Source organism: Mycobacteriales bacterium (assembly GCA_036497565.1).
In the GTDB taxonomy this organism is placed as follows: domain Bacteria; phylum Actinomycetota; class Actinomycetes; order Mycobacteriales; family QHCD01; genus DASXJE01.
This window is the reverse complement of the sequence record DASXJE010000146.1, coordinates 18089-42556: the sequence shown is the minus strand read 5'-3', so window position 1 is coordinate 42556 and position 24468 is coordinate 18089. Positions and strand designations below refer to the sequence as shown.

General features: G+C 72.1%; 31 protein-coding genes and 1 riboswitch. Of the genes, 11 read left to right on the top strand and 20 right to left on the bottom strand.

The genetic code is table 11. The annotated features are described in order from the left end of the window. Positions 1 to 1236 (bottom strand): D-inositol-3-phosphate glycosyltransferase (gene mshA, locus VGH85_12470; GenBank protein HEY2174613.1); only part of this gene is annotated, 1236 nt, incomplete at its 3' end. A 107-nt stretch (positions 1237 to 1343) separates the two neighbouring features. On the opposite strand from mshA, the gene VGH85_12465 reads away from it, so the two are divergent. After that, complete coding sequence (locus VGH85_12465) at positions 1344 to 2099, top strand: SDR family NAD(P)-dependent oxidoreductase (GenBank protein ID HEY2174612.1); 756 nt, start codon at positions 1344 to 1346, stop codon at positions 2097 to 2099. Positions 2100 to 2230: 131 nt separating this feature from the next. On the opposite strand, the gene VGH85_12460 is transcribed toward VGH85_12465, so the two are convergent. Further along, positions 2231 to 3283 (bottom strand): UDP-N-acetylmuramate dehydrogenase, encoded by a 1053-nt coding sequence (locus VGH85_12460; GenBank protein HEY2174611.1) that lies wholly within the window; start codon positions 3281 to 3283, stop codon positions 2231 to 2233. A 55-nt stretch (positions 3284 to 3338) separates the two neighbouring features. On the opposite strand from VGH85_12460, the gene VGH85_12455 reads away from it, so the two are divergent. After that, entirely contained in the window at positions 3339 to 3776 is a 438-nt protein-coding gene (locus tag VGH85_12455) for a hypothetical protein (GenBank protein ID HEY2174610.1), read from the top strand. A 6-nt stretch (positions 3777 to 3782) separates the two neighbouring features. On the opposite strand, the gene VGH85_12450 is transcribed toward VGH85_12455, so the two are convergent. After that, the gene (locus VGH85_12450) at positions 3783 to 4295 is read right to left on the bottom strand and encodes an O-acetyl-ADP-ribose deacetylase (protein HEY2174609.1); all 513 of its coding nucleotides are present in this window, start codon (positions 4293 to 4295) and stop codon (positions 3783 to 3785) included. A 94-nt stretch (positions 4296 to 4389) separates the two neighbouring features. On the opposite strand from VGH85_12450, the gene VGH85_12445 reads away from it, so the two are divergent. Then, positions 4390 to 5664, top strand: a complete 1275-nt coding sequence (locus VGH85_12445) for a hypothetical protein (GenBank protein ID HEY2174608.1) — start codon at positions 4390 to 4392, stop codon at positions 5662 to 5664. Here VGH85_12445 and VGH85_12440 read toward each other — a convergent pair. Further along, entirely contained in the window at positions 5654 to 6391 is a 738-nt protein-coding gene (locus VGH85_12440) for an alanyl-tRNA editing protein (protein HEY2174607.1), read from the bottom strand. The genes VGH85_12445 and VGH85_12440 overlap by 11 nt on opposite strands. Positions 6392 to 6411: 20 nt before the next feature. Further along, the gene (locus VGH85_12435) at positions 6412 to 6705 is read right to left on the bottom strand and encodes a DUF2516 family protein (GenBank protein ID HEY2174606.1); all 294 of its coding nucleotides are present in this window, start codon (positions 6703 to 6705) and stop codon (positions 6412 to 6414) included. 142 nt (positions 6706 to 6847) lie between these two features. Here VGH85_12435 and VGH85_12430 point away from each other — a divergent pair, with 142 nt between their 5' ends. Then, complete coding sequence (locus tag VGH85_12430; protein ID HEY2174605.1) at positions 6848 to 7462, top strand: hypothetical protein; 615 nt, start codon at positions 6848 to 6850, stop codon at positions 7460 to 7462. Positions 7463 to 7522: 60 nt separating this feature from the next. On the opposite strand, the gene VGH85_12425 is transcribed toward VGH85_12430, so the two are convergent. Both VGH85_12425 and VGH85_12420 read right to left on the bottom strand, forming a co-directional pair. Then, positions 7523 to 8077, bottom strand: coding sequence for a hypothetical protein (locus VGH85_12425; GenBank protein ID HEY2174604.1), 555 nt, complete (start codon positions 8075 to 8077; stop codon positions 7523 to 7525). Beyond that, the gene (locus VGH85_12420; GenBank protein ID HEY2174603.1) at positions 8061 to 8510 is read right to left on the bottom strand and encodes a helix-turn-helix transcriptional regulator; all 450 of its coding nucleotides are present in this window, start codon (positions 8508 to 8510) and stop codon (positions 8061 to 8063) included. The genes VGH85_12425 and VGH85_12420 overlap by 17 nt, the downstream gene beginning before the upstream one ends. Before the next feature lie 327 nt (positions 8511 to 8837). On the opposite strand from VGH85_12420, the gene VGH85_12415 reads away from it, so the two are divergent. Next, on the top strand, positions 8838 to 9194 hold the full coding sequence (locus tag VGH85_12415) for a multidrug efflux SMR transporter (GenBank protein ID HEY2174602.1): 357 nt from the start codon (positions 8838 to 8840) through the stop codon (positions 9192 to 9194). A gap of 9 nt (positions 9195 to 9203) precedes the next feature. On the opposite strand, the gene VGH85_12410 is transcribed toward VGH85_12415, so the two are convergent. After that, positions 9204 to 10208 carry a zinc-dependent alcohol dehydrogenase family protein gene (locus VGH85_12410; protein HEY2174601.1) on the bottom strand — a complete coding sequence of 335 codons (1005 nt, stop codon included), beginning with the start codon at positions 10206 to 10208 and terminating at the stop codon, positions 9204 to 9206. A gap of 91 nt (positions 10209 to 10299) precedes the next feature. On the opposite strand from VGH85_12410, the gene VGH85_12405 reads away from it, so the two are divergent. Further along, a complete protein-coding gene (locus VGH85_12405) occupies positions 10300 to 11475 on the top strand; it encodes a serpin family protein (protein HEY2174600.1) in 1176 nt (391 codons plus the stop codon). Between the two features lie 2 nt (positions 11476 to 11477). Here the strand turns inward: VGH85_12405 and VGH85_12400 are convergent, their stop codons facing one another. Continuing rightward, positions 11478 to 12476: an NAD(P)-dependent oxidoreductase gene (locus tag VGH85_12400; GenBank protein HEY2174599.1), complete on the bottom strand. Its 999-nt coding sequence runs from the start codon at positions 12474 to 12476 to the stop codon at positions 11478 to 11480. Beyond that, positions 12439 to 12503: riboswitch (Fluoride riboswitch) on the top strand. Its footprint overlaps the gene before it by 38 nt. A gap of 17 nt (positions 12504 to 12520) precedes the next feature. On the opposite strand from VGH85_12400, the gene crcB (VGH85_12395) reads away from it, so the two are divergent. Further along, a complete protein-coding gene (crcB, locus tag VGH85_12395; protein HEY2174598.1) occupies positions 12521 to 12955 on the top strand; it encodes a fluoride efflux transporter CrcB in 435 nt (144 codons plus the stop codon). Then, on the top strand, positions 12952 to 13320 hold the full coding sequence (gene crcB, locus VGH85_12390) for a fluoride efflux transporter CrcB (GenBank protein HEY2174597.1): 369 nt from the start codon (positions 12952 to 12954) through the stop codon (positions 13318 to 13320). The genes crcB (VGH85_12395) and crcB (VGH85_12390) overlap by 4 nt, the downstream gene beginning before the upstream one ends. A 115-nt stretch (positions 13321 to 13435) precedes the next feature. Here the strand turns inward: crcB (VGH85_12390) and VGH85_12385 are convergent, their stop codons facing one another. The 3 genes from VGH85_12385 to VGH85_12375 all read right to left on the bottom strand — a co-directional run bounded on the left by VGH85_12385 (position 13436) and on the right by VGH85_12375 (position 16090). After that, a complete protein-coding gene (locus tag VGH85_12385) occupies positions 13436 to 13990 on the bottom strand; it encodes a YceI family protein (protein HEY2174596.1) in 555 nt (184 codons plus the stop codon). 64 nt (positions 13991 to 14054) lie between these two features. Next, positions 14055 to 15041, bottom strand: a complete 987-nt coding sequence (locus VGH85_12380; GenBank protein HEY2174595.1) for an asparaginase — start codon at positions 15039 to 15041, stop codon at positions 14055 to 14057. A gap of 29 nt (positions 15042 to 15070) precedes the next feature. Next, entirely contained in the window at positions 15071 to 16090 is a 1020-nt protein-coding gene (locus VGH85_12375) for a folate-binding protein (GenBank protein ID HEY2174594.1), read from the bottom strand. Between the two features lie 79 nt (positions 16091 to 16169). On the opposite strand from VGH85_12375, the gene VGH85_12370 reads away from it, so the two are divergent. Further along, entirely contained in the window at positions 16170 to 17015 is an 846-nt protein-coding gene (locus VGH85_12370) for an aminodeoxychorismate lyase (GenBank protein ID HEY2174593.1), read from the top strand. 322 nt (positions 17016 to 17337) lie between these two features. Here VGH85_12370 and VGH85_12365 read toward each other — a convergent pair whose 3' ends face one another. The 8 genes from VGH85_12365 to VGH85_12330 all read right to left on the bottom strand — a co-directional run bounded on the left by VGH85_12365 (position 17338) and on the right by VGH85_12330 (position 22576). Further along, on the bottom strand, positions 17338 to 17871 hold the full coding sequence (locus tag VGH85_12365) for an FABP family protein (GenBank protein ID HEY2174592.1): 534 nt from the start codon (positions 17869 to 17871) through the stop codon (positions 17338 to 17340). 139 nt (positions 17872 to 18010) lie between these two features. Then, positions 18011 to 18301, bottom strand: coding sequence for a DUF1416 domain-containing protein (locus VGH85_12360; GenBank protein ID HEY2174591.1), 291 nt, complete (start codon positions 18299 to 18301; stop codon positions 18011 to 18013). Between the two features lie 2 nt (positions 18302 to 18303). Next, a complete protein-coding gene (locus VGH85_12355) occupies positions 18304 to 19137 on the bottom strand; it encodes a sulfurtransferase (protein ID HEY2174590.1) in 834 nt (277 codons plus the stop codon). Beyond that, complete coding sequence (locus VGH85_12350) at positions 19134 to 19559, bottom strand: DUF4395 domain-containing protein (protein HEY2174589.1); 426 nt, start codon at positions 19557 to 19559, stop codon at positions 19134 to 19136. The genes VGH85_12355 and VGH85_12350 overlap by 4 nt, the downstream gene beginning before the upstream one ends. Before the next feature lie 187 nt (positions 19560 to 19746). Beyond that, entirely contained in the window at positions 19747 to 20178 is a 432-nt protein-coding gene (locus VGH85_12345) for a thioredoxin family protein (GenBank protein ID HEY2174588.1), read from the bottom strand. Between the two features lie 33 nt (positions 20179 to 20211). After that, the gene (locus VGH85_12340; protein HEY2174587.1) at positions 20212 to 20925 is read right to left on the bottom strand and encodes a DUF2993 domain-containing protein; all 714 of its coding nucleotides are present in this window, start codon (positions 20923 to 20925) and stop codon (positions 20212 to 20214) included. A 2-nt stretch (positions 20926 to 20927) separates the two neighbouring features. Further along, a complete protein-coding gene (locus VGH85_12335) occupies positions 20928 to 21767 on the bottom strand; it encodes a hypothetical protein (GenBank protein ID HEY2174586.1) in 840 nt (279 codons plus the stop codon). Next, a complete protein-coding gene (locus tag VGH85_12330; protein HEY2174585.1) occupies positions 21764 to 22576 on the bottom strand; it encodes an alpha/beta fold hydrolase in 813 nt (270 codons plus the stop codon). The genes VGH85_12335 and VGH85_12330 overlap by 4 nt, the downstream gene beginning before the upstream one ends. Positions 22577 to 22672: 96 nt before the next feature. Here VGH85_12330 and VGH85_12325 point away from each other — a divergent pair, with 96 nt between their 5' ends. Both VGH85_12325 and mshD read left to right on the top strand, forming a co-directional pair. Next, the gene (locus tag VGH85_12325; protein HEY2174584.1) at positions 22673 to 23383 is read left to right on the top strand and encodes a response regulator transcription factor; all 711 of its coding nucleotides are present in this window, start codon (positions 22673 to 22675) and stop codon (positions 23381 to 23383) included. Continuing rightward, positions 23380 to 24315 carry a mycothiol synthase gene (mshD, locus tag VGH85_12320; protein ID HEY2174583.1) on the top strand — a complete coding sequence of 312 codons (936 nt, stop codon included), beginning with the start codon at positions 23380 to 23382 and terminating at the stop codon, positions 24313 to 24315. Before VGH85_12325 ends, mshD begins: the two co-directional genes overlap by 4 nt. Positions 24316 to 24468: the final 153 nt, after the last annotated feature.

Below are 24468 nucleotides of genomic sequence, written 5' to 3'. Positions count from 1 at the left end.
GCGGTCCCAGGTGTAGTCGGCGGCATGGGCCGGCCCGCCGCGGGCGAGTCGCGCCGCGAGATCCGGCTCGGTGACGATCCGGTGCACCGCGACGGCGACCTGCTGCGGCGTACCGCCGGACGTCAGCAGGCCCGACCGCTCGTGCGCGACGGCGACCGGCAGGCCGCCGACCGGGGTCGCGACCACCGGGGTGCCGCATGCCTGCGCTTCGAGTGCTGCCAGCCCGAAGGACTCGCTCCGGCTGGGCATCACGAGGACGTCGGCGGCGCGGTAGACGTCCGGCAGGGCGTCGCGGGCCACCGGCGGAAGGAACCGGACCGCTCCGCCCAGACCCAGCTCGCCGGCGAGGGCCGGCAACTCGCGCTCGCCGTAACCGCGACCGCTGACGCCGCCGACGACGGCCACCACGAGCCGGTCGCCCAGCGACGGATCGCGGCGGCGCAGCTCGGCGGCCGCCCGGATCAGGACATCGGGCCCCTTGTGCTGCTGCACGCGCCCGACGTAGGCGAGGACGACCGCGTCGGCCGGCAGCCCCAGCCCGGACCGCGCGGCGGCGCGGTCACCGGGACGGAACCGGTCGAGGTCGACCCCGGGCGGGACGACCGACACCGTCGCGGGGTCGGCGTCGTAGAGCTCGATCAGCTCGCGCCGCTCGACCGCGGTCGCCGCGACGAGCCGGTCGGCCTCGGCCACGATCTGGTCCTCGCCGAGGATGCGTACGGCGGGTTCCGGCGATTCGTCCGCCGAGCGGCGGGCATTCTTGACCTTGCCCAGGGTGTGGAAGGAGTGCACCAGCGGCACGCCCCACCGGTCGGTGGCCAGCCGGCCGACATGGCCGGAGAGCCAGTAGTGGGAGTGGGCGAGGTCGTACCACCCGGCATCGTGGCCGGCCTCGGCCCGCAGCAGCCCGGCCGCGAACGCGCACAGCTGCGAGGGCAGCTGGTGGCTCGGCACTCCACCGAACGGGCCGGCCGAGATGTGGCGCACCAGGACGCCGGGCTCGAGCTCGACGGTGGGCGGCAGGTCGCTGCTGGCCGCGCGGGTGAAGATCTCGACCTCGACGCCGCGGGCGGCGAGCCGGCGGCTGGTCTCGACGACGTAGACGTTGAGCCCGCCGGCGTCGCCGCCACCGGGCTGCTCCAGCGGTGAGGTGTGCACGGACAGCACCGCGACGCGGCGCGGCAGACCGGCCCGGGAGAGCTCCCGGGGCGGCTGCAAGCATCCGGTCGACTGCACTCGCACCTCCGGGTCAACGTGGGTCATTGTCTTTGTCAACGTCGTACCCGCTCAGATCCTGCCCCATGCCATGTCGGGGCGCAGCGGCGACTTGGCAGGATAAGGCTATGAGCTCTCCCTCAACCACTCCTCCGGTCGCCGTCGTCACGGGCGCGAGCAGCGGCATCGGCGCGGCGAGCGCCCGCCGCCTCGCCGCCGACGGATTCCACGTCGTCCTCGCGGCCCGCCGGCGCGACCGGCTCGACACGCTGGCGAAGGAGATCGGCGGTACGGCGCTGACCCTCGACGTCACCGACCAGGCCTCGGTGGACGAGTTTGCCGACGCCGTGCCGGAGTGCCGCGTGCTGATCAACAACGCCGGTGGCGCCAAGGGCCTCGACCCCATCGAGAACGCCAATCCCGACGACTGGGCCTGGATGTACGACGTCAACGTGCTGGGCACGCTGCGGGTGACCAAGGCCATGCTGCCCGCGCTGGTCCGCAGCGGGGCCGGCCACGTCGTCGTGATGAGCTCCACGGCCGGTCGGATCGTCTATGAAGGTGGCGCCGGCTACACCGCGGCCAAGCACGGGGCGACGGCCCTCGCCGAGACGCTGCGGCTCGAGCTGTCCGGCAAGCCGGTGCGGGTCAGCGAGATCGCGCCGGGCATGGTGCGCACCGACGAGTTCGGGCTGGTCCGCTTCGGCGGGGACGCCGAGAAGGCGGCCTCGGTCTACGCCGGCGTACGAGAGCCGCTGACCGCCGAGGACATCGCCGACTGCGTCGGCTGGGTCGTCACCCGTCCCCCGCACGTCGACATCGACCTGCTCGTGGTCAAGCCGCTCGCGCAGGCCGCCCAGCACAAGGTCCACCGCGAGCCCTGACCCAAGCCCGCCCGCATGCCGAACGGGGGCGGCCGATTCCGCTTGAACGTAACGTTCAAGCGCTCTATCCGCGTGAACGTGACGTTCAAGCGGATTGGATGGGAGCGCGCGAGGAGCGGTAGGCGGCGGGGTCAGTCGAGGGTGACGCCGACGAGGCGGGGTTCCGGGCGCAGGGTGACGCCGAAGCGGTCGCGGACGCCGTCGCGGATCTCCCGGGCCAGCGTGACCAGTTCCGCGGTGGTACCGCCGCCGCGGTTGGTGAGAGCCAGGGTGTGCTTGCCCGATACGGCGACCCGGCCGACCTGCCGGCCCTTGCCGAAGCCGGACCGTTCGATGAGCCAAGCCGCCGATAGCTTGACGGTGCCGTCCGGACCCGGCCAGTGCGGGTACGACGTCCCCGGTGCGAGCCCGGCCTGCACCGCGTCGGCCGCCGCGGCGGTGACGACCGGGTTGGTGAAGAACGACCCGGCGCTCCAGGTGTCGTGATCACCGGGATCGAGCACCATGCCCTTGCCGCGGCGCAGCTCGAGGACGGCCGCGCGCACCGACGCGAGGGGCGCGGGACAGCCCTCGTCTACGCCGAGTCGGCGGGCCAGCTCGGCGTATCGCACCGGTGCGGAGTGCGGCTGACGCCGCAGCGAAAACCGCACCGACAGCACGACGTAGCGCTCGGAGTGCTTGAACCGGCTGTCCCGGTAGCCGAACCGGCACTCAACGGGGGCGAGCTCCCGAATCGTGGCGTCCGTCCGGTCCCACACCCGCACGGAGCTGATGGTCTCGGCGATCTCCTGGCCGTAGGCGCCGACGTTCTGCACCGGGGTCGCGCCGACCAACCCGGGTATGCCGGACAGGCACTCCCAGCCGGCCCAGCCCTCATCCACCGTGCGGGCGACCAGCGCATCCCACGGCTCACCGGCTGCGACGTCCAGCTCGATCCGGTCGCCGTCGACGGTGACGTCGACGCCGCGGTGCCGCAGCAGGACCGCGGTGCCGGGCCAGCCCGCGTCGGCGAGGACCAGGTTGCTGCCGCCGCCGATCAGCAGCACACCGGTCCCGGCGGCGTCGGCGTCGCGGACCGCCGACACCAGCTCGTCCACCGTGGTGGGCTCGGCAAGGGTCGCGGCCGGGCCGCCGAGCCGGAGCGTGGTCAGCGGCGAAAGCGGTATGTCGGCACGCTCGAGCACTCAGCTACCGTAACCGCCCGGGCCCGCGAGGAAGCCGTCGAGGAAGATTGGCGCCATGAACCCACAGGACCACGTGCACCTGGTCAACAACGGCAAGCGCGACATGACCATCGACGAGATGGCGCGCATGCAGCCCGGCATGGACCGCCTGATGGCCGAGGTCGGGCCGCGGGTCCACCGCCTCTATTACGCCGGCAACGCCGGAAACTGGCCGCTGGCCACCTACTTCTACAAGTCGGTCGTCAAGCAACTCCGCCTCTGCACCCAGAGCCGGCCGAAGTACGAGCCGCAGATGACGACCTTCATCGAGCAGGACTGCGAGCCGGTGCGGGCCGCGATCGCCGCGTGCGACGGAGCGGCGTTCGAGGCCGCCTACGACAAGATGGTGCAGCGCTGCAACGACTACCACATCGAGTTCGGCAAGCCCTACATCTCGTGGCACACGCCGGCCCAGCCGCCGGACGATCTCGACCTGACCGCCGGGATGGGCTGAGCCGCGCTATCCGTCCTCGAGCGCCCGGGCGAAGGCGTCGTACGCCGTCCCGTCGAAGAGCACGAACCTGGCATGCGTGACCTTGGTCGACGCCTCCCGGACCGCCGCCACCGCGACCTCGGCACCATGTTCCAGCGGCCAGCCGTAGATCCCGGTGGAGACCGCCGGAAAGGCCACCGAGACCGCGCCGATCTCGTCGGCCACCCGCAGCGACTCGACGTAGCAGGAGCGCAGCAGCGGCGTACGGTCCTCCCCCTTCGCCCACACCGGTCCGACCGTGTGGATCACCCAGCGCGCGGGGAGCCGTCCGGCGGTCGTCGCCACCGCCTGGCCGGTCGGCAGACCGTCGCGGTAGCGGTCGGCCCGCAGGCTCCGGCACTCGGCCAGGATCTCCGGCCCGCCGCGGCGGTGGATCGCGCCGTCCACGCCGCCGCCGCCCTGCAGCGACCTGTTCGCCGCGTTGACGACGGCGTCCACGTCCTGCTCGGTGATGTCTCCGCGCACCAGGGTGATCTCCATGGCCTCCACTGTGCCAAGCGCCGGCGGGCCGGGTCCGGCGTGGTCCGCTAGCGTGACCGCCCGACGTCCCCCGCGAAGACCCTCCGAGGTGCCGGTGCCCAGGTTCGGTGTGCCCAACCTCTGCGGCGCCGACCTGGTGCTGATCGCCGGCGCCGCGATCGCGGGATCGGTCACCACCCAGGCCACCTACACGCAGGCCGGCGCCGCCGTGCTGATCGCGCTGGTTCTCATCGTGTCGGTGGGGCTGGTGCGCGGCGGCACGGCACTGCGCCCGCACCGATGGGCGATCGCGGTCGCCTACCTCGTCTGCATCGTCGTCCAGGCCGTCAAACCGCCGCTGGACAACGTGCACGGCAACACCGTCCTGCGGGTCGCGGTGGGGTTCGGTATCGCGGCCACCGTGGTCGCCGCGGCCACTCTGCTCCGGGCGCGGGCGGCCGTCGTGGTCGCCGCGGTCGCGCTGATCGGGGTCTCCTACGCGTTGGTCGTCGCCGGCGGTTCGCCGATCATCGACGTCTGGGTGATCCTGCAGCAGTCGTCCCTCGCCGTGGTGCACGGGATGAACCCCTACGTGCTGCACTTCTCCGGCGTGCCGCCCGGGCAGACCTCCGGCTGCTTCAACTACCTACCGGCGACCTTCCTGCTGCCCATCCCGGGCCGGCTGATCGGCGACGTGCGGTGGGTCGAGGCGGCGTCGATGCTCGCCGCGGTGATCGTCCTCGCCGTACGGGTGCGCGGCACCGCCCGCCGCGACCCGCGTTGGATCGCGCTCGCGCTGCTGCTCGGGGTGCTGCCCGGCGCGCTGTACGACGTCCAGCAGGCCTGGAACGAGACCCTGCTGCTCGGGGCGCTCGTCATCGCCGCCGTCCTGATCGACGCTGGCCGGGGATGGTGGGCGGTGCTCCCCCTCGCCGTCGGCCTGGCGACCAAGCAGCACCTGGTGCTGCTGCTGCCGTTGTTCTGGATGTGGCCGGGGGTCGGCCCGCGCCGCACGATCGCCGCGGTCGGCGGGGCCGCGGCGATCACCGCCCCGTGGCTGCTCCTGAACTACGGCCGGTTCCAGACCTGCACCGTCGACTTCTTCCTCCACATCGCCCCGCGCGGGACCTCGCTGTCGGTGTGGCACTGGATCCCGTCCGCCGTACACGTTCCGGTGCTGCTGGTGGCACTGCTGGTCGGCTACGTGATCGTGTTCGCCCGGGCGCCCCGCACCGCGGGCGGTCTGCTCATCGCCGGCGCCGTCGTCTTCGCCTTCTTCGACCTGGTGAACAAGCAGACGTTCCTCAACCAGTGGCTCTTCGTCGCGCAGCTGATCGTCGCGGGACTTGCCCTGCACGGGGCCCGCGGCCGCGACCCGGTCAGTCGATGATGCGGACCCGCAACCGGCGGAAGCCCTTGCCCTTGTTCTCGACCTTCGCCACCTCGATGCCGCCGATGAACTTCGTCGAGGCGACGTGGGTGCCACCGTCGGCCTGGGTGTCGAGCCCGACGATGTCGACGATCCGCACCTCGGCGAGGTCGGGCGGCAGCAGGTTGGTCGCGGTGCGGATGATGTCGGGGATCGTGAAGGCCTGCTCGCGCGGCAGGGTCGCGACGTCGATCCGCCGGTCGGCGGCGACCTCCGCCGCGCAGGCCGCCGCGATCCGGTCCTTGAACTCCGCGGGGACGTCGGGGAGGTTGAAGTCCATCCGGGCGGTCAGCGGTTCCATGTTCCCGCCGGTCACCAATGCGCCGAAGTCGCGGAAGACGACGCCGGAGAGCAGGTGCAGCGCGGAATGGGTGCGCATCAGAGCGGTACGCCGGTCATCCTCGACGGCGCCCCGCACCGTGGTGCCCGCCGGCGGGACCGGGTCACCCTCCTGCGGAAGGAGGTAGAGGTCGTCGCCCTTGCGCATGCCGACGATGCGGGTCTGCACCCCGCCCCAGATCAGGACACCGTGGTCAGGGGGTTGCCCGCCGCCGCCGGGATAGAACGCCGAGCGGTCGAGCACGATGCCGACGTCGGGATCGGCGGCCTGGACCGTCGCGTCCCACTCCCGCAGGGTCTGATCGGCGAGCTCGAGCCGGTGGGTGCGTCCGTGCAGATCGCTGGCCATTCGGCCACCTTAGGACGGAGCTACCAGCGGCCGGGGCCGCCGCCGCTCTGGATCTCCCGGACCGCGGGCCGCACGTCGACCAGATAGACGATCGAGCCGATCAGCCCGGCGATGCCGAAGAAGCTCAGGAAGCCGAAGAAGAACACGATCAGAGCGGCCACGGCGGTGATCCCCAGCCAGGCCGGCTTGCTCAGCTTGTTGGCGGCGACGAAGGCCGGGGTCTTCCGGGTGGCGCAGTCGATCAGCGCCCACAGCTGCAGCGCCATGCACGCCAACTGGACCACGGTCATCAGAGAACCGGAGAGATTGCCCACCGGATCAGGGTACGGCGTCCCCGCGCACCGCGCCGCTCCCGAGCGGCACCGTCCGGGCCGGGCGGTGAACCCGACGCCCGCGCAGACCGTGACATGGAGTGAAGCGGCCTGAACCGACGGGCCGGCAATCGGGGGATCCACCATGAATTCGCGTCACGAAGATGAGCACATAGCAACGACCGGGCAGCCCATTGATCCGGGCCCGCGCCGGGGACGGCGGGCACTGCGGTGGATCATTCCGATCTCCGCCGTGGTCGCCGGTGCCGGCCTCCTCGCGGCCTGCGGGACGAGCACGTCGAGCAGCGGGCAGTCCAACGCCGGTGCGGCCACGCCCAAGACCCACTCGATCGTCGCGGTACGGACGGTCCCCGGAGCCGGCAAGGTGCTGGTGACCTCGGCCGGGCGCACGCTCTACACCGCCAAGCAGGACTCGGCCGCGATGATCCACTGCACCGGCTCGTGCGTCGCCGTATGGATTCCGCTGACGACCTCGAGCAGCACGATCACCCTGCCCAACGGCGTGACCGGGCACCTCACGACCGTGAAGCGGCCGGACAGCGGGAAGATGCAACTGGCGTACGGCGGAAAGCCGCTCTACACGTTCAAGCTCGACACCTCGGCCGGTCAGGCCAAGGGCAACGGCGCCCACGACAACTTCAACGGCACCGCGTTCAGCTGGCAGGCCGCAGTGGTCGGCGGCGGGGCCGCAGCGCCCGCGCCGAGTCCGTCCTCGACCGGAGGCAACGGCACCTACTGACCCTGATCGACCGACGATCCCCCCGGAACCTCTCGCTCCGGGGGGATCGACGCCGTCTGCTCAGCTGTCGCTGGGCTTGCTGGTCGTCGACTTGGTCGTCGTCGACTTGGACGTCGTCGACTTGGTGGTCGAGCCGCTTCGCCGCGGAGCGCTCTTGCGGGCCGTGGCCGCCCGACCCGTACGCCGCGCCGACGCGCTGGCCTTGTGGGTCTTGTCCTTCGCGGTCTCGGCGGTCGCGTCGACGTCGTCCATGACCTGCTCGAAGCGGGCCTCGGTGCGGCGGGCATCGGGGCTGCGGCGTACCTGCGCCACGACCTGCGCGCCGCGCCGGGCGAAGTAGTCGTAGGCGTCCTTGGCCTGCTCGCCGTAGGCCTCGGCGACGGCCCGCACGCCGGCCGGGGTGATCTGCTGCGCCTTGTCCGGCAGGTCGCCGGCCGCCTCCTGCAGTCGCTTCGCCCGCACCTGCGCCTCGGTCTGGATGGCGGCGATGCGCTTGAAGGCCAGGTCGGAGGCACCGACCCAGGCGTAGAACGGCTTGCGGGCGTCACCGATGGCTGCCCTGCCCTGGGCGACCATGGCCTCGCCGGCCTTGCGGGCATCAGTGGTGAGCGACATCGTCGATCTCCTTCTCATCTGGCGGTGATCCCGCCATCGTTGTCTGGACGGTCGCGAGGTTTTCGCGGCAGAACGATTCGTAGATCTCCACCAGGACCTGCCGCTGCCGCTCGGAGATCCGGGTGTCCCGCAGGATCGCGGCGATCACCTCGAGATCTCCGTCGCGCTCCTCGAGGATCCCGGCTTGCAGGTAGAGCGTCTCGGCAGAGATCCGCAGGCCCTTGGCGATCTGCTGCAGGATCTCCGCACTCGGGCGGCGCAGCCCCCGCTCGATCTGGCTGAGATAGGGGTTACTCACCCCGGCGAGCTTGGCGAGCTGACGCAGTGACACCTGCGCCGTACGGCGTTGTTCGCGGATGTAGTCGCCCACGTCGCCCACTGACAATCCGGGCACGTCGCACCCCCTCCGCGTGTGGTCCGTAGCTGCACTCACCGCCACGGTAGCCCGTGGTGCTAGCTCCTGCAAGCAACCAGCTAGCACGTGTGGCTCCGCTCACGCGGTCGCGCACAGTGCACTCCCGGTGATCCGACGTGACTTCCGCGACCCGGGAATGATCCCCGGGGGGTGCCGGTTGTGCTCGCTGGCCGGCCCGTTTCATGCCCCCGGGCCTCACCATATTGCCGCTACGAGCGGCCACTCGCCGAGAGGCGGCTGACGGACCGGTCGAACGATCGCGGCCCCGCCCTGAAGAGATTTCGGGCGGGGCCGCGGTCGCTTTTCGGGGGAAGAACCCCTCGACCGCCCGCTACCGTGATCGACATGGTCCGTGAGGCTCGACGGAGGGGCACCGCGATGGACTGGACACTGCTCGGCCTCGCCGGACTGTTCGAAACCGGATTCGCGGTCTTCCTCAAGCAGAGCCACGGGATGTCGCGGCTGTGGCCGACCGTCGGGTTCGCCGCCTGTGCCCTGATCAGCTTCGGGCTGCTCACCATCGCGTTGAAAGGCCTCGAGGTCGGCCCTGCCTACGCCGCATGGACCGGGATCGGCGCCGCCGGCACGGCGATCATCGGAATGGCGGTTCTCGGCGAGACCGTCTCCACGGTCAAGGTGATCTCGATCGTGCTCGTCGTCGCGGGTGTGATCGGCCTCAACCTGGCCGGTGCCGGCGCCTGACGACCGGCCCTACTTGTCCGGCTGCACCTGCACCTTCAGCCCGCCGCGTGCCCGCACCCGGTCGAGCGCCTGTTCGAAGTCCTCCAGCCCGAACCGGTCGGTGATCATCGCGCCCCCGTCGACCGCGCGCGCAGCCAGCAGCCGCATCGCGGGCTCGAACGTCGACAGGACCGCCATCGAGCCGATGATGGTGATCTCGTCGTTGTAGACGCTGTACGGCGAGACCGCGATCCGCGCGTCCGCCGGCGCCACCCCGAAGACCATGAAGGTGCCGCCGCGGCTCACCGCGCCGAGCCCCGCCTGGGCGGCCGCCGGGACGCCCGTCGCGTCGATGACGTAGTCGAAGCCGGCCGGCTCGTCCTCGAGCGCATCAGCGACCGAGCCCGCCGTCGCGTCGGCGCCGAGCCGGCCCGCCACCGTCAGCCGGCCCGGGTCCGTGTCGACGACGGTCACCGAGGCGGCGCCGGTCCGCCGGGCCAGTTGGGCGAGCAGCAGCCCCATCGTGCCGGCGCCGATGATGAGCAGGGTCGAGCCCGGCGGCATCGCCAGCCGCCGCAGTCCGTGTACCGCACACGAAATGGGCTCCACCAGCGCGGCCTCGCCGAAGGACAGGTGATCGGGGATCTGGTAGGCGTTGGCCGCCGGAACGGCGACGTACTCGGCGAACGCCCCGTCGACCGTGTCGCCGATCGCACCCCAGTTTTCGCACAGGTTGCCGCGCTGCCGGCGGCACTGCCGGCATTTGCCGCAGAACAGCGATGGGTCGACCGCCACCCGGTCGCCCTCCTCCAGGCCGGACACGCCGGATCCGAGCGCGGCAACCTCGCCGGCGAACTCGTGCCCGGGGATGATCGGGTACGGCGTGGGCGGGAACTCGCCGGCGGCGATGTGCAGGTCGGTGCCGCACACCCCGCAGGCGCGGACCGCGACCACGATCTGGCCGGGGCCGGGCGTCGGGTCGGGGACCTGCGCGATCCTGATCTTGCCGGGCTCGTCGAGTACCACGCCGCGCATCGGTCCTCCAGATCGTTTGTCCGGTCTGATGTCGAGGACACCATAGGGTCACCCCTCGCCCGCTGCCTACCGGACGTACGAGGATGAGTGGATGAGCACCGACGTCCAGGCTGTGAACGCGCTCACCGCGCGGTGGGCTCAGGCCTGCGACGGAGCGTCCACGACTCTGTCCGGCCTCGGCGTCTGGCCGCTGCTGGCGCTGCTGACACCGGGAGCCGACGACGTCGTCCGCGCGGAGTTGGAGCGGGCGACGGGGGTCGCTGCGGCGGAGTCGGGTGCGGCGGCCCGCAACCTGATGGACCTGCTGTCACACGCCGACGCCGTCCGGGCCGCACTCGGCCTGTGGACCCGGGCGGAGCTGCCGCTGGAGCCGGCGTGGGTCGACCAGCTTCCGCAGGGCACGCGCGGCACGCTGACCGGTGACCCGGCCGCCGACCGGTCGATGCTGGACACCTGGGCGGCCCGCCAGACCGACGGGCTGATCGACCGGATGCCCATCATGGTCGACGCCGCGATCCAGCTCGTCCTGGCGAGCGCCCTGCTGGTCCGGACCGAGTGGGAGCACGCCTTCGCCGACAACCGCTGGCGGATCGACCGCGGGCCCTGGGCGGCCGGAGACCTTTCCGGACTCACCCGCACCACGACCGACCTCGACGACGTCGCCGTCGCGGACACCGCCGCCGGCCCCCTCACCGTCGTCCGGGTCGCCGGGGGGAACGACGTCGACGTACACCTGATCCTCGGCGGGGAGGAGCGGGCCGCCGGCGACGTGCTCGCGGCCGGGATCGGGGCGGTGTGCGGCGACGCGTCACGCACCGTCGGCTCCGCGCTGCCCGACGGCAACCCGGGACCCGGTGTCTCGATACGCATGGTGTCGGCATCGTCGATGCGGCCGACCGTGCAGCTGCGGACGGTCCGATTCACGGTCGAGGGCGACCACGACCTGCTGGCCCACGCAGACCTGTTCGGCCTGGCGACGGCGGCCACGGGTGGCCGTCATTTCCCGGGCGTGAGCGAAGAGCCGCTCGCGCTCGCCCAGGCCCGGCAGAGCGCCGTTGCGACCTTCAGCGCCCGCGGCTTCGAGGCCGCTGCCGTGACCGTCATGGCGATGAAGGCCTCCTTCGCGGCGGCGCAGCACTCGGTACGCCGGGTCGAGGTCCGCGTCGACCGTCCGTTCGGGTTCGTCGCGACCCACCGGCCGACCGGCCTGGCGCTGGTCGCCGGCTGGGTCGCCGACCCCGAGCCGTGGAGCGAACCGGAGCTCTGAGCTCAGCCCGCCTCGATGGCCCGAAGCACGGCCGCCATGTCCTCGTCGGCGTGCCCCTGTGCACCAGCCCGGCCGAACGCCTCGGCCAGCGCGTCAACGAACGCGGTGTTCACACCGGCCGACGCCGCGGCGGCGGCGATGAGCCGGGCATCCTTCGCCGCACCTTCCACCGTGAAGCTGGGGGCGAAGTCTCCCCCCATCATCAGCTTCCCCTTGAGGTGCGCGTAGGGACTGTCGGTCGGGCTGCCCTCGATCGCCTCGAGGAAGAGGGCAGGATCGACGCCCAGCGCCCGCGCCAGCGCGATCGACTGCGCCGTACCCACGGTGAGCATCTGGATCCAGGCGTTGACGGCCAGCTTCAGCCGGCTGCCGGTGCCGGCCGGACCGACCCACATGATGCGGCGGCCGATCGCGTCGAAGACCGGCGCAGCGTCCTCCCGGACGTCGTCGGGCCCGGACGCGAGAACGACCAGGTTTCCTTGCTCCGCAGGCTGTTTCGTTCCCAGGACCGGCGAGTCGACATAGCGCCATCCGCGCTTGTCGGCGATTGCGCCGAGCCGCTCGGCGCCCTCCACACCGACCGTGCTGGTCTGCAGCCACAACGTCCCGGCCGGGGCGTCGACGTCGGCGAGCGCGGCCTCGATGCTGTCCGCATCGAAGAGCATCGTCAGCAGCACGTCGCCTCCGGCCACCGCCTCGTGCGCCGTACCCGCGACCGTGATGCCGTCGGCGGCCAGCGGTTCGGCCTTCGACCGGGTGCGGTTCCAGGCGCGTACCGACAGGCCCGCCCGCGCCATGCTGCGCGCCATCCCCGAACCCATGATCCCGGTCCCGAGCACCGCAACCGTCGTACCCGCCATCTCGCTGCCCTCCTCGTCGCGTGTCCCGCTCTCCCCAGTCTCGTCGTCCCCGATCGGCCCGACGAGGCGGGCACCGACCCGGCGGCCGGCCGGGCCGCCGTAGGATGTCCGAGGCGATGGAGCTCGCCACCAACCGCCCACCGTCGGGCCGATGGCTCCTAGCGAGAGTTGAGGAGAGCCCGACGATGACCCGTCGACGACTCGACATCCTGCTGGCCATCGCGCTCGGCGGCGCCATCGGCGGGGTCGCCCGCTACAGCGTGTCGCTCGCGCTGCCCACCCGCCCGGGCCACTTCCCCTGGGACACGTTTCTCATCAACGTGTCGGGCAGTTTCGTGCTTGGCCTGCTCGTGATCCTGCTCGCGGAGCGGTTCCCGCCCAGCCGCTACGCCCGGCCCTTCATCGGCACCGGGATCATCGGTGCCTACACCACCTTCTCGACGTTCGGCATCGAGACCGATCTCCTGATCCGGGCCGGACGCGTCGGCATCGCCGCCGCCTATGCGCTGGGCACCCTGGCCGGCGGGCTGGTCGCCGCGTGGATCGGCCTCGTCGTCGGCCGATGGCTGTCCGGCCTCGGCGGCCAGGCCCTCAGGCCGGACCCGCCGGTCCCGTCATGACGTTCCTCGTGGTGGCGCTCGCCGCCGCGGTCGGCGCACCGGCGCGCTACCTCGTCGACTCGTGGGCGCAGAAGCGGCTCGACCGGGTCTTCCCGTGGGGGACGCTCACCGTCAACGTCAGCGGCTCGTTCCTGCTCGGCCTCGTCACCGGACTGGCGCTCTACCACGGCTTCGCGGCGACGCCGAAGTTGCTGCTCGGCACCGGCTTCTGCGGGGCCTATACGACGTTCTCCACCTTCGCCGTCGAGACGGTGCGGCTCGGTGAGGACGGATCCACCGACGAGGCGTTCGGCAACGTCCTGACGAGCACCGTCGGCGCCCTGCTCGCCGCGGCCGCCGGACTCGCCCTCGCCGCCGCGCTCTGACGCCCTGTCCCCTCCCCCTTTCATGATCGTGATCGGACTTCGCCGCGAAACGCCGACGGAATCCGATCACGATCATGGAAGTAGGGGTGAAGCGACGGGGCAGGAGCTGCGGGCGTCAGAGGCCGATACGGCGCAGGGCGAGGTCGGCGATGACCTCGATACGCCGACCGACGCGCCACCGGCTCGCGGTGAGGGCGAAGTCGCGCCGGTCGATCCGGGCACCGAGGCGCAGCCGGCAGGTGTCGCCGGCCCGGCCCGAGGGCGTGATCGGCGCGACCAGCCGGACCCCGTCCGTGAGCCCGCGCATCGTCAGCAGCCCCGAACCGCTCCACCGGCCGTGCTCATCGGGGTGGCCGTCGCAGATGCGCAGCATGATCTCGGGACAACGGCCCACGTCGAGGAAGTCCGCGGACATCAAGCGCAGCAGCGCACGCCGGTGCGCGCAGTCCAGGGCGCCGAGACCCACCCACAGCGCACCGTCGGTCGGGGCTCCCGACGTCGATGCGACCTGTACGTGTCCCGAGACCTCCCGGCTGATGACGTCGATGCCCGGGCCAATGACGTGCCGGAAGCGCAGGCTCGCGGTACTGCCCTCGTCGGCCATCCATACGCCGGGCGGAACCAGCCCAGGACCGGATAGATCGGGGGCACCGAAACCGTCATCTCGCACCGCACTCACCCCGCTGCCGAGAAGTCACCCAAACTGTAGCCTTCCACGGCCCGCTCGGGGAGTTTCAGCCGCGCTCGATCGCGCCGGGGAGCAGGCGCACCTCGCCGACCGCACGTCCGCCGCCGCGGACCGGCGACCGCGCCAGGTCGGAGAGGGCCTCCGGGTCTACGCCGAGGCGGACCAGGGCGCCGGTCAGTACCGGCATCCGGGCCCGTACGGCGCCGTCGTCGATCTTGATCGCGGCGGCGGCTCCAGACGCCAGCGCCGCGGCATGCACGCCCTCGGCTCCGCCCTTCATCAGCAGGCCGGGTACGGCGTCCATCGCGACGGTGTCCTCGCGGCCGGTGCCGGCGACCAGCCGGGGGTGGGCCCGCATGGCGTCGGCGACCCGGCGCTGCGGCGTACCCGACGCGGCCGAGACCAGCCGGGAGAAGGCGCCGGCGAGCCCGGCCAGGGACAGTGCCATGACCGGGGCGCCGCACCCGTCGACACCCACGGCCGCGACAGGCTCGCCGCTGAGGTCCTCGATCGTCGACCGGATCAACTGCTGCAGCGGGTGTTCGGGGTCGACGTAACCGTCGGTCGGCCAGCCGGCGGCGATACAGGCGAGCAGCATGCCGGTGTGCTTCCCGGAGCAGTTCATGAAGATCCGGCTCGGCGTCACACCGGCCCGGATCGCCGCGGTGCGGGCGTCCCGGTCCGCGGGAAGGTCGGCCGGGCAGGCGAGTGAATCCTCGGTGAGGCCGGCATCGGCCAGCAACCGGCGTACCCGCTCGACGTGCACGTCCTCGCCGGTGTGCGACCCGGCGACGAGCGCCAGGTCGGCGTCATCGACCTTCAGCCCGGCGTGCAGCATCGCGAGGGCCTGCAGCGGTTTGTTGGAGGACCGCGGGAAGACCGGCACCCGGGTCGCCCCGACGTCGACGGCCGGTGTGCCGTCCGGGTATAGCGCGATCACCGAGCCGCGGTGGATCGACTCGACGAAGCCCGACCGCACCACCTCGACCAGCGGCCGGCCGGCGGGCACGGCCGCGGCGGGCGCGGAGTGCATCTCCTGGGTCTGTTCGGCCACGCGGCGGCTCAGTCGATCGCGGCCGGTACGTCGCCGGCCTGCAGAATCGCGTCGTCGGGCACCGACCGCTTCACCAGGGCCAGCGCCACCGGGCCGAGGTCATGGTGGCGCACCGCAGTACCCACGAAACCGACCTGGCGGCCGTCGAGGGTCACCGGGGCACCGTGGGCCGGCAGCGTCTCCTGCGACCCGTCGAGGTGCAGCAGCACCATCCGGCGCGGTGGCCGGCCGAGATTCTGCACCCGCGCGACGGTCTCCTGACCGCGGTAGCAGCCCTTGTCGAGGTGGACGGCGACCCCGATCCAGCCGACCTCGTGCGGGATCGTGCGGTGATCGATCTCGGCGCCCTCACGCGGCCGGCGGGACTCCACCCGCATCGCCTCGAACGCCCACGTCCCCGCCGGTCGGGCGCCGGCGGCGGTGAGCCGCTCGGCCGTCGCGGCAAGCTGCGCGCGCGGCACCAGCAGGTCGGCCGCGTCCGGTGCCGGCCAAGGCATCCGACGGGCCCAGCCGCCGTCCGGGAGGGGAGCGACGTCGTACGGCGCCGTCGCCTTGACCTGCAGCGCGGCGAGCAGGTCGGGCGTGCGCGGACCGACCACGCTGAGCAGCGCCCAGTCGTCGGTGGCGTCGGTCGGGTCGACCCGCAGGAAGAAGCGCATCGAATCGAGGTAGGTCAGCAGTGGCGCGGCGGCGCCCGGCTCGACGTCGATCCAGGTCCGGCCGTCGAGGTCGGCGACCTGCATGTGGTGCTCGACGTGGCCGTGCGGGGTGAGGACGAGCGACTCGGTGCCCCGGCCGTCGGGCAGTTCGGTGAGGTGCTGGCTGGTCAGGCTGTGCAGCCAGGACAACCGGTCGTCGCCGGACACCGCCAGAACACCGCGGTGGCTGCGGTCGACCCAGCCGGCGTCCTCGGCGAGCGCCCGCTGCTCCCGGGACGGGTCGCCGTAGTGCCAGGCAACGCCCTCGTCGGGCGGCTCGGCGGCCACGGCGCCGGGCCGGTCGAGCAGGGGCGAACGGTAGGAAGTCACACCTTCAGTATCGCCGGTCGCCGGCCGGCCATTCCCGCGGCGGGGCACCGGGCCGGCGCAGCCACTACGCTGCGCAGGCGTGAGTGACCATGTGCTCGGTGTCCTGGGCGGCGGGCTGATCGACCCGACCACCCCCCTCCTGCGGGCCGACGACCTCGGCGTCCTGCGCGGAGACGCCGTCTTCGAGACGATCCGGCTGCACGAGGGGCGCCTGGACGCCCTCGACGCCCATCTGGGCCGGCTGGTGCGGTCCGCGGCGGCCCTCGGCCTGCCCGACCCCGACCTCACCGCCTGGCGGGCTCTCGTCGACGAGGTGGTCGCCGGCTGGGGTGAACGGGGCGAGGCCATGCTGCGGCTGGTCCTGACGCGGGGGGTCGAGGGCGGCCCGCCGACGGCCTTCGCCCTGATCGCGCCCGTCCCCGGTTCGACGCTGGCGGCCCGACGGGACGGCGTACGGGTGGTCACCCTCTCCCGCGGCGTCTCCTCGACCGCCCACGACGACTCCCCCTGGCTGCTCGGCGGCGCAAAGACCACGTCGTACGCCGTGAACATGGCCGCCCAGCGATACGCCCAGGCGCTCGGCTCCGACGACGTCATCTTCGTCAGCACCGACGGCCTGGTCCTCGAAGCGCCCACCGCGACGGTCGTCTGGGCCATCGGAGAAACCCTGCACACCCCGCCGACGACCGTCGGGATCCTCGACGGGACGACGGTGCACACCCTCTTCGACCACGCCGGCGCGCACGGATTCGCCACCGCTGTCACGACGACCACGGTGGCGGGCCTGCACGCCGCCGACGCGGTCTGGCTGGTGTCCAGCGTCCGGGGGGCGGTGGCGGTCACCGCGATCGACGGCACGGAGCGCGGCGACGGCGGCCTCACCGCCCGGGTGCAGTCCGCCGCAGGCCTAAAGGCCGTTAAGTAGGGGTCTGGTCGGCGGAGTAGTCGAGGGTCACGACATTTCTGCATTGCGGCCGAGCCTCCGCGCACGTAGCGTCTCAGGTACACGAGAGAGGAGGTGGTCCTAGGTTGAATAGCTACTGGACTCGTGAGGTGGCTGTCCGCTAGCCGCCGTCTTTTCTGACCCGGTTTTGCCGAGGTCGCCGATGTGCGGCGCGGTGAGTACCAGGCAGCCACCCGACCCCCGGGCCGCCGGTTTGTCCAGCCGGCCTGTGTCGTCACCGTACGACGCAGCCCCGCCCGGGGGTCGTTTTATGTTCCAGGCTTATGTTCCAGGCCCGGCGGCGTCAGCCGCTGATGCGCTCGAGCCGCGCCGACAGATGCGGCTGCAGGGGCTGGCCCATCGCCGCCATGTCCATGGCGTAGAGCAGCGCTCCCTCGACGATCCCGTACAACCGGTGGTTGCCCGAGACCTCTTTCGCGGTCTCGGTGCGCGCGACGACGTCGGTGGCCATCTCCCACTGGGTCGCGGTCTTCGCCGTCCCGACGTAGATCTCGGTGATGCCGGTGGCGTGCGCGAGCATGACCTCGAACTGATCGCCCTCGCCGGGACGCCACCAGCCGACCTCCCGGTGCGACGGCCGGATCACCCCGCCGTCGGCGTCGAGCAACCACGACTGCGACTCGTAGGACAGGAACGGCCGCCCGTCGTGGGCGAACCGCACCTGCTGCCCGTAGTCGAAGTCCTCGATCGTCGGGTAACCGCCCTTGCCGACCCCCCGCCAGGTGCCGACGAGCGGCAGCAGCGGAAGCAGCGCCGGGTGCAGGTCCGGACCGGACCGCAGGTCGTCGGTGTCCGCCGGAATCGGGATTCCGTCCACTGTGGACACCTACCGCTGGGACAGCCGGTAGGCGGCGTACGCCGACGAACCTGCGAGCACGAAGCAGCCGGCGACCAACACGACGAGACTCACGGTGGCGAGCACGGGTCGAGGGTAACGCGGCGGCACTGCTGCCGGGTCAGGCCAGTTCGAGTGTCACGTCGGTGACACCGCGGTCTGCGGCCACCGCCTGCTCGGCCTGGGCACCGGGGGCCAGTGCCCGCAGCGTCCAGGTACCGGGCGCGGCGAAGAACCGGAACCCGCCCGAGGCCCCGGTCGGCACCTCGGCGGTGAACTCTCCCGAGCCGTCCAGCAGCCGGACGTACGCCGACGCCGCCGGGGCGCCGTCACGCACGACCCGCCCCTGGATCACGGTTTCGGTGTCGGCGACGCCGGCGAGCGTCGCGTCCTGGTCAGGTGCTCCACACATGGTCAGGCTCCCTTCTGGACCGGAACGCCCACCAGCGAGCCGTATTCGGTCCAGGATCCGTCGTAGTTCTTCACCTTCGAGTGACCGAGCAGCTCGCGCAGCACGAACCAGGTGTGCGACGAGCGCTCACCGATCCGGCAGTAGGCGATCGTCTCGCGGCCGTCGTCGAGACCCGCGTCGCCGTAGAGCTTGCGCAGCTCGTCGTCGGACTTGAAGGTGCCGTCGTCGTTGGCCGCCTTGCTCCACGGCACGTTGATCGCCGACGGGATGTGGCCGCCGACCTGGCTCTGCTCCTGCGGAAGATGCGCCGGCGCGAGCAGCTTGCCGGAGAACTCGTCGGGCGACCGTACGTCGACCAGGTTCTTGGCGTTGATCGCCTTGACCACCTCGTCGCGGAACGCCCGGATCGAGCTGTCCTGCGCCTTGGCCTTGTAGGTCGTCGCGGGACGCTTGGTCGGGTCGCTGGTCAGGGTGCGCGACTCGAGCTCCCACTTCTTGCGACCGCCGTCGAGCAGCTTGACGTCCTGGTGGCCGTAGACCTTGAAGTACCAGTAGGCGTAGGCCGCGAACCAGTTGTTGTTGCCGCCGTAGAGCACGACGGTGTCGTCGTTGCCGATGCCGCGCGCCGACAGCAGCTTCTCGAACTGCTCCTGGTCGACGAAGTCGCGGCGGACGCCGTCCTGCAGGTCCTTCTTCCAGTCCAGCTTGACGGCGCCGGGGATGTGCCCGCCGTCGTAGGCGGATACGTCTTCGTCGACCTCGACGAAGACGACGCCGGGGGTGTCGAGATTCTTCTCCGCCCAGTCGGCGGAGACGAGCACGTCGGATCTGCTCATGCGGTAGCTCCCTTGTGATTGGTGGTACGGACGATGATCAGATACGTCTGACATCCGAGGCACAGGCCGAAGGCGGCGTTGAGGAACGCCGCCGCGAGTGCGATGCCGGCGGCGGCCAGGCCGAGCGCCGGGATCCCGACGAGGAAGCCGGCGGTCCCAACGGCGGCGAACACGAAGCCAACACCCTGCGCGAACCTCGGCGGCGGCTCCGGCTCGCGTTGTGCCGGTGAGTGGAGGTGCGGGGCCACGGCCCGCCGGTAGAGGACGCCGTACGGCGCATACCGCAGCCCGGCGAACGCCCCCACCGCGAAGACCAGCGTCTGGGCCAGTAGCAGCCAGCCGCTGCCGGTCACCAGGACGACCGCCAGCACCACGGTCGTGATCCAGGCGGAAAACCGCAGACCACGTGAATCGACGTGCACGGAGGGCTCCTGACGGTCGCGTACGGGCGGGCATCAGGCGGCCGGATCGATCAGTCTCCTACGACGAACGGCCGCCGAGTCAGGAGAGTCGACACAGGCAGCTGCCCACGCGGCACAGATCCACCGCGCGGCGAGAGGTGAGCAGCATGCTCATGCCGGCCACCCTAACAGCCGGCGCCGCCGCGCATCAGTCCGCGGCCCGATCCCGGGCGACCGCCGCGCGGACGTCGGCCAGGCGGGGCTGGCCAACCGCCCGGGTGACCACCCGACCGCTCCGGTCGACGATCAGGACGGTCGGCGTACGCCGGATGTCGAGGGCCCGCACCTCGTCCAGATGGGATTCCGCGTCGACCTCGACGTGGGCCACGCCGGGGGTGTCGGCGGCCACGCGGGCGAGAATCGCGCGGGTGGCCCGGCACGGCGCGCAGAACGCCGAGGAGAACTGCACCAGGGTCGTGTCGGCCGCCGCGGGATCCACGCCCAGCCCGGCGAGGGTGGCGTCGGCGAGCAACTCGGTGGCTTCCGGCGCGGGACGCACCCGGCCGTCGCGGCTCCGCCAGAGCAGGCCCATGGCGGTCGCCCCGACGAGGACGACGGCGAGAACGACGACACCGGTCACCGCTCCAGGGTGCCACGAGCGCGCGGCGGAGCGTTATGGCGCCGTGAGCAGAGCGTCGCGCCGCAACACGACGTGGTCGACCCGGCCGGCAGCGACGATCCCGCCCGCGGCCGGATGCACGTCGGTGACCTGCACCCCGAACGGCAACCGCCCGAGCGGCACCTCGAAGCTCAACGCGCCGAGCACCTGCGACAGGGCCGCCCCGGCCAGGCTGCCCTGCCCGGTCTTCGGGGCCTGCGCGCCGATCCGCAGCGCGTCGCCGGACACCGCGACCGTGGCGGTCGCGGTGATGGATAGGCGCTGGCCGAACACGGTCAGTGGTGCGGTGATGGCCACGCCGTCACCGGACTTGTGCAGCTGCAGGCCGGGCACCTTGCTGGCCGAGGCGATGTCGGCGTAGGGCACGGTGACCTGTCCCTGCACCCGGTCGACCGGGACGTTGCTCACCCGGCGATGGATGACATCGCCGGCCGGGATGTGCGCGCCGATCAGGTGTACGTCGACCGACAGCCCGGCGAGCTGGGAGACGTCGACATCGTGCGCACTGACCTCGATGTCGTCGTACCGGCCGTCGGCGAGCTGGGTGAGGAACGGCCAGCCGTGCACCGTGACGTCCGGCTTCTGGGTGAGATTCAACTGGTTGCGGAGGTCGCCTGCGGCGATCGATTCCGCGGCGAAGGCCGCCGCCCGGTCGGCGAGAACGAGGAGGAGGACGAGCACCACCAGCGCGATGAGCAGCTTACGCACGGTCAGCCCACCACGATCCGGCCGACCACGTAGGCCACCGGGGCGGTGGCCGCCAACGGCAGCGCGATCTTCAGGTAGGGCAGGGCGAGCCACCACAGCGGGGCGGGGCGGGGCGTCGCGGACTTCTCGATGTAGCTGACGCCGACGGCGACCAGACCCGCGACCAGGCCGAGCACGATCCCGACGAACACCGCACCGGCCCGGGTCACCTGGCCGACGCCGTCGAGCCGCCAGGCGGCGGCCACGGCCGCGACGGCGGCGCCCACGAGGGTCGCGAGCGCACCGCGAGGCACCTGGTCGGAGAAGCGGGGTAGGGGCAGCACCACGTCGACCAGATGCCCGACGCACACCGCAGACCCGACGGCGAGCACGGCCGCCGACGCGAGATCTGCTCCCGCGGGTATGCGGTGCAGCACCAGCAGCGACGCCGAGCCGACGGTGAGCGTCACGAGGGTGGCGACGCCGGCGATCGACGCCGTGGCCCGGACCCGGACCACGCCGCGGCACAACTGGTGCACGAGCATGGCCAGGAACGCCAGCGCGAGCACGGACAGCAGCGCGGCCAGGCTCGGTGGGGCGTAGACCGCCGCCGCGATGTCGGCGCCGGCCGCCGCGGCCAGCCCGAGCACCAGGGTGCCGATCCGGCCAGGCAGCGCCAGCCCGGTCATCCAGGCGAGCACCATCAGCGCCTGCACCGCGGCGAGGGCGACCACCAGACCGGACCACCCGGCCGCCGCCGGTATCCCGGCGAGCGCCGCGGTGACCACCGCCGCGAGACCCGCCGCCTCGAGGTGGGCACGGTGGATCCGCGGCGGCGCGATCGCCGGATCGGTCTGCGTCACGGGCCGACCGGGTCGGACCGGTCAGCCACGGGTGCGACCTCGTCGACGCCCGCCGTCCGAGCACGGATCCACCGCCCGATGTCGCTCATCAGCGCCGGCGTCGTCCCGAGTTCCGCGTGTCCCATCCCGGCAATGATCCACAGGTCGGCGTCCGGGCCTGCAGCCGCGGCCAGGGCCCGGGGGTGTTCGACCGGGAAGTAGAAGTCACGGTCGCCGTGCACGATCAGCAGCGGAGTCGGCGGGATCCGTCCCACGACCTCCACCGGCGACTCGGGGACGACGTCCCAGTGGTTGACCAGCCGGGTGCGCATCAGGCATCGGGCGGTGGCCCGGCCGAGCGCGGTCTCGCAGAGCCAGTGCACCCGCCGCATCGGCAGCGTGTCGCGCACGAACCACCGGGACAGCGCGCTGACGCTCACGACTGCATCGACCCCGCCGCGGAGCGCGGCGTGCCGCAGCGCGACCGAGCCCCCCATCGAGAAGCCGAGCGTGGCGATCCGCTCGTAACCGCGCTCGCGCGCGGCCTGGACCGCCGCCTCCAGATCCAGCACCTCGGCGTCGCCGAGGGTCGACCGGCCGGGTGAGTCGCCGTGGCCGCGGAAGTCGCAGGCGATCACCCCGGCGAACGTCGCTGCCGCCTCCAGGATCCGGCGGACGCTGTGCCGGGACACCGAGCCGGTGAAGCCGTGGCCCACGACCACGGCGAGCGAGCGGTCCGGCCCGGGCAGATGGACGCCGGACAGTGCCAGGCCGTCTTCGGTCTCGGCCTGGAGGGGCTCGCCGTAGTCGCCCGGATCGGGGGTGCTCACGTGGGTTATCCTTCCCCACTACAGGGTCCGGGCAACGTCGGTCGGCGACGCCGGGTCCTGTCGTCGTTTCCGGACCCCCGCAAAGGGAGTTGCCCCGTGGACCTGTTGCTGATGACCACGGCACGCCAGCCCACCGCCGAGGTCCTGCCTGCGCTGGGGTTGCTGCCCCACCGGGTGGCGGTCGTCCGGCCCGAGATCAGCGTCATGCTCGACGCGCCGGCGGTTGACGCCGTACTCGTCGACGCCCGCCGGGACCTGTCGGCCGCGCGCAGCCTGCTCCGTCTGCTCAGTACCACGGGCGTGGCCTGCCCGGTGGTCGCCGTACTCACCGAGGGCGGGCTGGCCGCCCTGGCCGCCGACTGGGGGGTCGACGACGTGGTCCTCGACACCGCCGGCCCGGCCGAGGTGGAGGCGCGGCTGCGGCTCGCCGTCGGTCGGCGTAGCGGCAGCGAGAGCGCGACGAGCGCGCTGACCCGGGTCGGTGACCTCGCCGTCGACGAGGACACCTACACCGCACGGCTGCGCGGGCGGCCGATCGACCTGACCTACAAGGAGTTCGAGCTGCTGAAGTTCCTGGCCCAGCACGCCGGCCGGGTCTTCTCCCGCGCGCAACTCCTGCAGGAGGTCTGGGGCTACGACTACTACGGCGGGACCCGGACGGTCGACGTACACGTACGCCGGCTGCGGGCCAAGCTCGGCGCCGAGCACGAGGCGCTGATCGGCACCGTCCGCAACGTCGGTTACAAGTTCGTCCGCCCGACGGCAGGCGGCACGAGCACGGAGGCGGACGCCACGGTCCAGCAGTGACCGTCGACGTCGCATCCCCGGGGCGGCTCTCTGCGGACGAGATCGCCGAGGTGTTGAGCCTGGTCGCCGCGGCCGATGCCGCCGACGGAGTGAACCCGTTGTCGGAGCAGGTTCTGCTGCACCTGCGGCACGGTGGTGACCCGGCGGCCCGCAACCTGCTCGCCCGCGAGCGCGGCATCCTGGTTGGTTACGCGCACCTCGACACCGACCCGATCGCCGGGTCGAGCGCCGAGCTCGCCGTCCATCCCGACCACCGCCGGGCGGGGATCGGCGCGGCCCTGCTCGAGGCGCTGGAGCGGGCCGGCCCGGACGGCCGGCTCGGGCTGTGGGCCCACGGCCGGCTGGCCGGTGCCGGGGCCCTCGCACGCAGCCACGGCTACGTCGAGGAACGGGTCCTGTGGCGGATGCGCAGATCGCTGGACACCCCGATCGACGAGGTGCGGCTGCCGGCCGGCGTCCGCCTCCGCGCGTTCGTCCCGGGCCAGGACGAGCAGGCCTGGCTCGAGGTCAACAACCGCGCGTTCGCCGATCACCCCGACCAGGGCCGCTGGACCCTCGACGACGTGTACGAGCGGGAGCAGGAACCGTGGTTCGACCCGGCGGGATTCCTGCTGGCCGAGAGCGAATCCGACGGCGCGCTCCTCGGCTTCCACTGGACCAAGGTGCACGGGGGCGGGCAGCACGAGGAGCCGATCGGCGAGGTCTACGTCCTCGGGATCGACCCGGCGGCGCAGGGCAGGGGACTCGGCCCGACGCTCACCCTCGCCGGTCTGCGCTACCTGCAGGCGAAAGGGCTCACCCAGGTCATGCTCTACGTCGACGAGTCCAACTCCGCGGCGATGCGGGTCTACGAGCGGCTCGGGTTCACCCGCTGGGACGTCGACGTGCAGTTCCGACGCGGAGACAGGCCCAAACCTGGACCGGTCGGGTGAATCTGCCCGGGCGTTCACCATCCGGACACTCGGCCGATCGGCTACGGCGATCTCGAGGTCAAGACCTGTTCATGGTCCGTTAACCGCGCCAGGGCCGAGCCGCTACCTGCCTTACCTACCGTCCGAACTATCGCCGGCAAACGGGCCGGTGCA

Bases quoted from the DNA above. Each gene is read 5' to 3' on its own strand.
- VGH85_12465 (HEY2174612.1), top strand. From the start codon at position 1,344: ATGAGCTCTCCCTCAACCACTCCTCCGGTCGCCGTCGTCACGGGCGCG.
- VGH85_12455 (HEY2174610.1), top strand. From the start codon at position 3,339: ATGAACCCACAGGACCACGTGCACCTGGTCAACAACGGCAAGCGCGAC.
- VGH85_12450 (HEY2174609.1), bottom strand. From the start codon at position 4,295: ATGGAGATCACCCTGGTGCGCGGAGACATCACCGAGCAGGACGTGGAC.
- VGH85_12440 (HEY2174607.1), bottom strand. From the start codon at position 6,391: ATGGCCAGCGATCTGCACGGACGCACCCACCGGCTCGAGCTCGCCGAT.
- VGH85_12430 (HEY2174605.1), top strand. From the start codon at position 6,848: ATGAATTCGCGTCACGAAGATGAGCACATAGCAACGACCGGGCAGCCC.
- VGH85_12425 (HEY2174604.1), bottom strand. From the start codon at position 8,077: ATGTCGCTCACCACTGATGCCCGCAAGGCCGGCGAGGCCATGGTCGCC.
- VGH85_12415 (HEY2174602.1), top strand. From the start codon at position 8,838: ATGGTCCGTGAGGCTCGACGGAGGGGCACCGCGATGGACTGGACACTG.
- VGH85_12410 (HEY2174601.1), bottom strand. From the start codon at position 10,208: ATGCGCGGCGTGGTACTCGACGAGCCCGGCAAGATCAGGATCGCGCAG.
- VGH85_12405 (HEY2174600.1), top strand. From the start codon at position 10,300: ATGAGCACCGACGTCCAGGCTGTGAACGCGCTCACCGCGCGGTGGGCT.
- crcB (HEY2174598.1), top strand. From the start codon at position 12,521: ATGACCCGTCGACGACTCGACATCCTGCTGGCCATCGCGCTCGGCGGC.
- crcB (HEY2174597.1), top strand. From the start codon at position 12,952: ATGACGTTCCTCGTGGTGGCGCTCGCCGCCGCGGTCGGCGCACCGGCG.
- VGH85_12380 (HEY2174595.1), bottom strand. From the start codon at position 15,041: ATGCACTCCGCGCCCGCCGCGGCCGTGCCCGCCGGCCGGCCGCTGGTC.
- VGH85_12360 (HEY2174591.1), bottom strand. From the start codon at position 18,301: ATGTGTGGAGCACCTGACCAGGACGCGACGCTCGCCGGCGTCGCCGAC.
- VGH85_12355 (HEY2174590.1), bottom strand. From the start codon at position 19,137: ATGAGCAGATCCGACGTGCTCGTCTCCGCCGACTGGGCGGAGAAGAAT.